Source organism: Paenibacillus cisolokensis (genome assembly GCF_050481165.1).
Classification (GTDB): Bacteria; Bacillota; Bacilli; order Paenibacillales; family Paenibacillaceae; genus Paenibacillus_AH; species Paenibacillus_AH cisolokensis.
In genome coordinates this window covers 1-7,251 of the sequence record NZ_JBCNFP010000137.1, presented here as the reverse complement: position 1 = coordinate 7,251, position 7,251 = coordinate 1, and the positions used below count along the sequence as shown (strand labels likewise).

The 7,251-nt window shown below is 52.1% G+C and carries 7 protein-coding genes; 3 read left to right on the top strand and 4 right to left on the bottom strand.

Annotation, left to right across the window (positions count from 1 at the left end):
- The first annotated feature begins 9 nt into the window (after positions 1-9).
- From ABEV74_RS19815 to ABEV74_RS19805, 3 genes are all read left to right on the top strand, one after another.
- Positions 10-165, top strand: a complete 156-nt coding sequence (locus ABEV74_RS19815) for a sigma factor-like helix-turn-helix DNA-binding protein (RefSeq protein ID WP_430148806.1) — start codon at positions 10-12, stop codon at positions 163-165.
- A 243-nt stretch (positions 166-408) separates the two neighbouring features.
- Positions 409-1,914, top strand: coding sequence for an ATP-binding protein (locus ABEV74_RS19810; protein WP_430148804.1), 1,506 nt, complete (start codon positions 409-411; stop codon positions 1,912-1,914).
- A 32-nt stretch (positions 1,915-1,946) separates the two neighbouring features.
- The gene (locus ABEV74_RS19805; protein WP_430148801.1) at positions 1,947-2,663 is read left to right on the top strand and encodes a response regulator transcription factor; all 717 of its coding nucleotides are present in this window, start codon (positions 1,947-1,949) and stop codon (positions 2,661-2,663) included.
- Between the two features lie 28 nt (positions 2,664-2,691).
- On the opposite strand, the gene ABEV74_RS19800 is transcribed toward ABEV74_RS19805, so the two are convergent.
- The 4 genes from ABEV74_RS19800 to ABEV74_RS19785 are packed head-to-tail and all read right to left on the bottom strand — an operon-like array spanning position 2,692 to position 6,856.
- A complete protein-coding gene (locus ABEV74_RS19800) occupies positions 2,692-3,723 on the bottom strand; it encodes an aliphatic sulfonate ABC transporter substrate-binding protein (RefSeq protein ID WP_430148798.1) in 1,032 nt (343 codons plus the stop codon).
- A gap of 13 nt (positions 3,724-3,736) precedes the next feature.
- Positions 3,737-4,531, bottom strand: a complete 795-nt coding sequence (locus ABEV74_RS19795; RefSeq protein WP_430148795.1) for an ABC transporter ATP-binding protein — start codon at positions 4,529-4,531, stop codon at positions 3,737-3,739.
- Positions 4,528-5,355, bottom strand: a complete 828-nt coding sequence (locus ABEV74_RS19790) for an ABC transporter permease (protein ID WP_430148792.1) — start codon at positions 5,353-5,355, stop codon at positions 4,528-4,530. The genes ABEV74_RS19795 and ABEV74_RS19790 overlap by 4 nt, the downstream gene beginning before the upstream one ends.
- Before the next feature lie 40 nt (positions 5,356-5,395).
- Positions 5,396-6,856: a sulfatase family protein gene (locus tag ABEV74_RS19785; RefSeq protein WP_430148790.1), complete on the bottom strand. Its 1,461-nt coding sequence runs from the start codon at positions 6,854-6,856 to the stop codon at positions 5,396-5,398.
- Between the last annotated feature and the right edge of the window lie 395 nt (positions 6,857-7,251).

The following is a 7,251-nucleotide window of genomic DNA, read 5'->3' as shown; positions in this document are numbered from 1 at the left end:
TCCGATTTCATGTTAAATACTATGTATCGTCAGATTTTGTTTCTTTATTACATTGAAGAAAAACCGTATAGAGAAATTGCACAGCAATTGGGGACAACCGAACAGTATTCAATAAAATCAACGTATGCTGCACGACGAATCTTCACTCGAAATGACAACCGTTGACACCGATTCCGGAGTGATTAAAGGTATACGAATACACGACGATGTTGGGGTGATGATCACTTACAACAACGATTTTATTCACGTGGAAGTGGATTTTTGATCTCTTGGGAATAGAGCTGCTTTCTGGTTTCTTGCTCTCCGCATGACAAGCGAGGTGCAAATACTCTATAATGAAACCGATACCATAAAAATGCTTGCCGGCCGCTGAGCACTTCCGGCAATCCGACCAAAGGAGCCGTCCCTTTGACTATTCTGCTCTTGTTTTTAATGGGGGCCGCCCTCATCCTGTTTGTCACCAAAGCCCGCAGCCCTTCCGCCTACTGGATGGCTTGCGTGTTATTCGGCTGGTTTTTGAGCATGTCCGGGCTAGTCCTTTTTTTGGCCAAGTACGGCGGATTTTATTTCAAGGTCAACAAAGTATTGTTTTTTAACGAATCGATCCGCAACGTGCTGCTGCACTCCCCTCTGCAAATCGGGGACATCAGCCGCATGATTACGATCGGTCGGTCCGTGTTTATTTTCAGTTTGTTGGGACTGGGCATTACGTTGTATTTGAACAAACCGTTCAAGAAAATATGGAAATATATTGCACTGAACAGTCTCCTTCCCATTCTCAACATCGTGTTTTACGACCCCGTCGTTTACAAATGGATATTGAACACGGTCGAGCGCCGATACACGTTCGTCATCGGATGGGTCACCAGGGCGTGGATCGTGCTATCCGCGCTGGTCGCCTTCTTTTTGATTTTATGGAGATATCGTAACATTACGATTCCCTGGATCAAAAAACAGATCAGCTTTATCCTGCTTGGGCTGCTTGCGCTGAACGGATTTTATTTCTACCTCGGCTTTATGGGTCCCTTGCAGGTAACGGATATCCGGACCTATTATGTGCTCTATTCCAATTTTTCGAATTTTAATCCGCCGCTCACTTTGTTCGAGTGGTATTTCAGCATCTTGTTTACAGGGGGCGTTTCGATCGTCAGCCTGCTGGCCATCTGGCGTTATACGAGGGTCGAGAAAAATATGGGAAAGCTCGATTTGCGCCTGGAGCGGAAAATCAAAACCGCGGACATGGGCACAAAAATCTTTACCCACGCCCTGAAAAACCAACTCCTTACGCTGCAGGTGCTGAATAAAAAGATGGAAAAAACGGCCAAACTCCGGGAAGAGCGATCCGATGCCGCAGACCTGCAGCTGCAAAAGCAGATCGAGCAGGCTGGAGCGATCATCCACCATACCCTGGACCGGCTGGACCGGCTGTACAAGTCGTTCAAGACGAATTATCTCCAGCTTCGGCCCGTTTCCGTCAACGTGCTCATGGAGGAGCTGATCGGCAGTCTCAAAGGAATCCCCGATTCGATTCGCGTCGAATACGTACCTCCCGAGGGCGATCCGAAAATATTGGCGGATGCCGACCACCTGTCGGATGCCCTGCACAACGTCATCATCAATGCAGTCGAAGCCATCGACAGCCACAAGGGAGGACGGGTGCGAATCGAAGCATATTCCGAGGAGAAATGGCTGGTCATTTTGATTATCGACAACGGCAACGGAATCGAGCCGGAGAAGATCGGGGAAATCTTTGATCCCTTTTATACCAGTAAAAATACGAATCGGAATTGGGGGCTGGGCCTCTCCTACACGAAGCAAGTCGTCAGCGGGCACTTCGGTTATATCGACGTAACCAGCGCTTTGGGAGCCGGTACGACATTTCAGATTTTTTTGCCGATCTATATCACCGACTGAATCCGCCGAAAGAAAGGGAGCTGCGCATGCACATGCAACCTGTCTCAAAGCCAATTCACGTTCTCGTCGTCGAGGATTTCGACATTTTGAACGAGCATTTTCGGACGATAGTGGACAGCGCTGAAGACATGAAGCTCGTCGGCTATGCCTTCAGCGGGAAAGCCGCCTGCGATATGATCGAGCGGCTTAAACCGGACGTCGTACTTATGGACATCGAAATGGATTTCAAGCACGACGGCATCCTCGCCGCCAAAAAAGCGATCCAGGTGCATCCGGACGTGCGGATCATTTTTTTGACCGTACATGAGGACGATGAAACGGTGTTCAGCGCCTTCGATTCCGGTGCGATGGATTACGTGCTGAAAACCGCGGAGGAACATGAGATCCTGGACAGCATCCGCATGGCCTACAACGGCTCGTCTCCGATCCGACCGGAAATCGCTTATAAAATCAGAAATGAATTCAGGCGAATCCGCCATAATCAGGAATCGCTGCTGGATTCCATCAATATTCTATCCCAGTTGACCCCGACGGAAATGGAAATCATTAATTTGCTGCTGAAAAACAAAAAGATCTCCGAAATCGCCGCAGAACGTCAAGTCGAAATATCGACGATCAAATCGCAGATCAATATTTTGCTCAAAAAATTCAACAAATCCCGGACGAAGGAAATCGTCAATCTGATTAACGAGATGGGGGCCGTTCCGTTTTTCCGCCAAGTGAACAACGGGAACAGATCCGCCCGCTAAGGCGACTTGTTCCCGTTTAGTCCACAGTTTATTTTTTCACGGCATTCAGGAATGGATCTTTGCTTACAAATTGTTCCGCGGGGATCACTTTCGTCATTTTGCCGTTGTCGACAAACAATTTCTCAAGGCTTTCATACCAGGCGTACACCGTATTGTCCTCGAAATGCTTGACCATCTCTTCCGTCGTCAGCCACTGCGTCGTGCCGATCTGCATCATGAGCGACTCCTCGGGCACTTGCGTAAATTCGCTGGTGAGCTTGACCGCTTCTTCAATGTTGGCGATGCGGTAATCGTTCGCCTTGGAAAACGCGCTCAAAAACTTCTCGACCAAATCGGGATGCTCCTCCAAAAACGCGGGCCTTACCACCCAGCTTTGCGGAAACACATAATCCGGGAAAAACGTCTCGTTATTGCCCAGCATTTTAATGTTTTCTTTACCCACCTGTTTTTCGATCTCGGCCGTATAGGGGGACCAGATCGCGACCGCGTCGACTTTATTGGACACAAAGGCGGATACGGCTCCAGCCACATCCATATTCACGATATTGACGTCTTCGGGAGCAAGTGAAGCGGACGTCAGCCCGAGGTTCAGGATCATCTCTCCGGAGGTTCCTTTCGGTACGCCGACCGTTTTCCCTTTCAAATCCTCCCAGCTCCCGATGCCGGAATCGGCTCTCGTCAGAACTGCGTCCCCTGTATTCAAGCTGTCGACGGTGATGATTTTGCCCTGGCCTTGGGCGGCGAGAAACGTCGCTCCGGGACCGATATACGCGATGTCGATTTCGCCCGATGCCATCGCTTGGAACTCCGGTGGACCGCTGAGAAACTTTACCGCATTGACTTTTATTCCCGCTTCCTTGAAGAAGCCTTTTTCTTCACCGATGACGATTGGCGTTGCGCCGTGCATGTCCGGCATGTACGCCACGTTGATCGTAGGCGTCTCGCCCGATTTCGCCGGCGTATGGCTTTCCGTACCCGTTTGGCCGGAAGAACAGGCGGATGCGAGCAGCGTCAAGCCTAAAACGGATACCGCCAACGTTAAAACGCTTATTTTTTTCATAGTCCGATCCCCCTTATTTTTTTACGTCCATATATTCTTTGTAAACCTTCGACCAAATTTCGTTTTTGATCTCGACGAATCGGTTCGACAATTTGGTTTCCTGCGTCCGCGGGTATGGAATGTCGACATCGATCATTTCCTTGATCCGGCCCGGCCTCGCACTCATAATAATGACTCGCTGCGCCAGAATGACCGCCTCTTCCACATCGTGCGTGATAAAAAAGATGGTGCGCTTCTCCTTCTCCCACGTTTTCAGCAGCTCTTCCTGCAGTTGCGCCCGCGTCTGCGCGTCCAGGGCGCCGAACGGTTCGTCCATCAGCAGCACTTCGGGCTCCACGGCATACGCCCTGGCAATCGCCACTCGCTGCTTCATGCCCCCCGACAGTTCCTTCGGATACGCGTTGGCGAAGTCTTTGAGCCCTACCAGTTCCAGATACTTTTCGGCTCTCTCTTTGCGCTCTTTCGCCCCAAACCCTCTAAGCTTCAAGCCGAATTCCACATTCTTCAAGACGGTTTTCCACGGAAACAAGGCATATTGTTGAAAGACGACCCCCCTTTCCTTGCCCGGGCCGGTAACGATCTGATTCTCCACCTTAACGGTGCCGGTCGTTGGATTTTCAAGTCCGGCGATAATGTTGAGCAACGTTGTCTTGCCGCATCCGCTCGGCCCGACGACACAGACGAACTCGTTTTGGCCGATCGTGAGTTGCGTGTTTTGCAAAGCAGTGACGGCGCCGGCTCGCCCCTGATACACTTTGGAAAGATTTTCGATTTCAATTTTCGGCGTCTTTGCCGCGATCGCGTTCATGATTTTCTCAACTCCTGCCAACCCGTTAATTTTTTCTCCAAGAACAGAACGCCCTTGTCCATGGCCAGCCCAATGATGCCGATGATGATAATGCCTAGAATGATAATGTCCATACGGAAATACAAGCCCGCTTCCATGATCATGTTACCGATCCCCTTGTTCGCTCCGGTCAGCTCGGCTGCGACCAGCGTCGTCCAAGCGCTGGCCAGACCCAAGCGGACACCGACCAGAATATAGGGGAACGAGGCGGGGACCACCACTTCGAAGAAAATGTCTTTGTCTTTGGCGCCCAGCACTTTCGCTGCTTTGATCAGCGTCGGATCTACATTGACGACGCCCTGATAGATCGAAATCACCATGACCAGGAAGGTCGCGACGAAAATAATCGACAGCTTCGCACCCTCGCCCACTCCTTGGACGACAATGACCAGCGGAATCAGCGCGATCGGGGGAATCGTGCGGAAAAACTGAATCCATGGCTCGACGATCATCCGGACCGGCTTATACCAACCCATCAGGAAAGCGGCGGGTATGGCGGCTGCCAGTCCCAGTACAAACCCTCCCAGAACCCGAAACAGGCTGGCATAAATATTGGTCCATAGCCTGCCGCTGGATAGCTCCTGCACAAAGGTTTTCACGATCGTAACCGGGTCGGATACGATCGCCCCGACCGACGGAATCCTGGAGATAAGCGCCCAAACGGCGATTCCGACGGCAAAGGACAGCAGGATCATCACGCCGCCCGGAATTTGGTCCCAGCCTTTCCGGGATGCCCCCGTCTTCCGAATCCCCGGACTTTCGATTTTGGTTGCTTTTGTCGTCATATCGAACAAACCTCTCTTTACTGTTCTCGTATGCCGAAAGTTATGCCAAACCGTAAGCCGACTCCAGCGTTTCAGGCAAATACTTCGCCGCGAGCGCCTCGGCGTCTTCATGATAGCCCTCGTCGCGCAGCCGTTTGACCCAAGCGCTGACGGTCACATATTTGAATGGTCCAGTCTCGATCACCTTTTGCAACGGGTCGGTCTTGCCGCCCGGTTTTCCCGAATGCTCGTGCAGCCAGTTCATCAAGCGGTGATCCATCTCGCGGACGACCTCCGGATGCTCCTCGGCGACATTCTTCGTTTGGTACGGATCGTTTTCCATATCGTACAGCGCCACCGGGTCGTATCGATACAGGCCTTCGTGATACGTGCGGATGTAGTACCACTTTCGATCCCTGACCGCCCGCTGGCAGGCATACAAGGCATGGTCCATCACCAGATGGTCCCGGCCCGGCCAGTCTTCACCTCTCAGAGCGGGCAGGAAGGACCGGCCGTCCCACCCATCCGGCACCGGCAGACCGACCAGATCGGTTATCGTGGCGATGACGTCCACGTTGTACATGAGCCCGTCGACAACCGTGCCGGGCTTCGTCACGCCGGGCACTCTAACTATCAGCGGGATATGGTGTACCGACTCCGAGGCGTTCGCGTGCTCCATGTAGATGCCGTGTTCCCCGAAAGACTCGCCGTGATCCGCGCTGATGACGAAACAAACCTCATCCTCGATTCCCATCTCCCGGAGCGTCTCCACAATCTCCCCGATACAGCGGTCCATGTAGCTGATACCGCCGTCATAGCCGTTGATAAGCCGAACGAAATCTTCCCGGTTGCGGATGCGCTCGGGCATCGTCTCCGGAACACGGCTCGCCGTATGAAGAAGGGCTGCCGAACGCGGGAACCGGTCGGCCTGGTGTTTCTCGATCGTAGCGGCATCGGGAAACGCTTTCGCTGGTTTATCCTTCCACTGGTCCGCATATTCCTTTGGATACGTGTACATCGTATGAGGATCCCAATACTGAATGTGGAGGAAAAAATTTTCCTCGTGCGCATGAGCCTTGATCCAGGGAATAACGGCTGCATTCACCTCGTGCGCATCTTCGTTGCCTTCTTTCAGCGAATGGGTGTGCACCTCGTTCCAACCGGCGAAATACCACCATGCATGGTGACGGTCGCCGAAGGAAGAGAATGTTACTGTTTTGTACCCCGCCTCTCGCAAGTAGCGGGTGAAAAACGGCACCGTCCGACTATGTCCGTCCCCGTCGGGATAATCGAAATCGCAGCCCGGTCCCCAATGGGTCAGCGCCCCGTGGTTAATGCCGAAGCGTCCCGAAATGAAGCTGGCCCGCGAAGGCACGCAAGGCGACGACGCGGTATAGCAGCCGTTAAAGCGAACCCCCTCCGCCGCGATCCGGTCGATATGAGGCGTCGTGTTCCTTTCGTATCCGTAGCACCCCATATGGTCGGGCCGTAGCGAATCGATGTCGAAATAAATAATTCTCATCGTGTTCCTCTCCCGTTCGTTTTTTTGCAAGCGCTCTCTCCAATCTGCTGAACACGCTTTCAATTGGAATTATAAAGGCCCGCGCGGATAAAATAAGTTTGAATTTTTTTCAAACCTTTTTTCAGCCGTTCCTGATTCCTCTTGTTTCGGCGCTCACTTACTTTGTCGGTGCCGTAATCACTGTCATTGACGTGAGCGCTTGTGCGTCAAGCACGTCAGCAGTATGAGAAGCCATGGAGACAGGCAAAAAACGGCGGGTTGCCCCGCTGTTTCCCATTATCGGTCCATATCGGCCAGTACGCGGTCAATATGCATTTTCTCTATCACTTCAGCATCAAAAAAAGCCCCACGGCCGGTAATCCGCAGAGCTTTCGTTCAACATGAAATCGGAATGT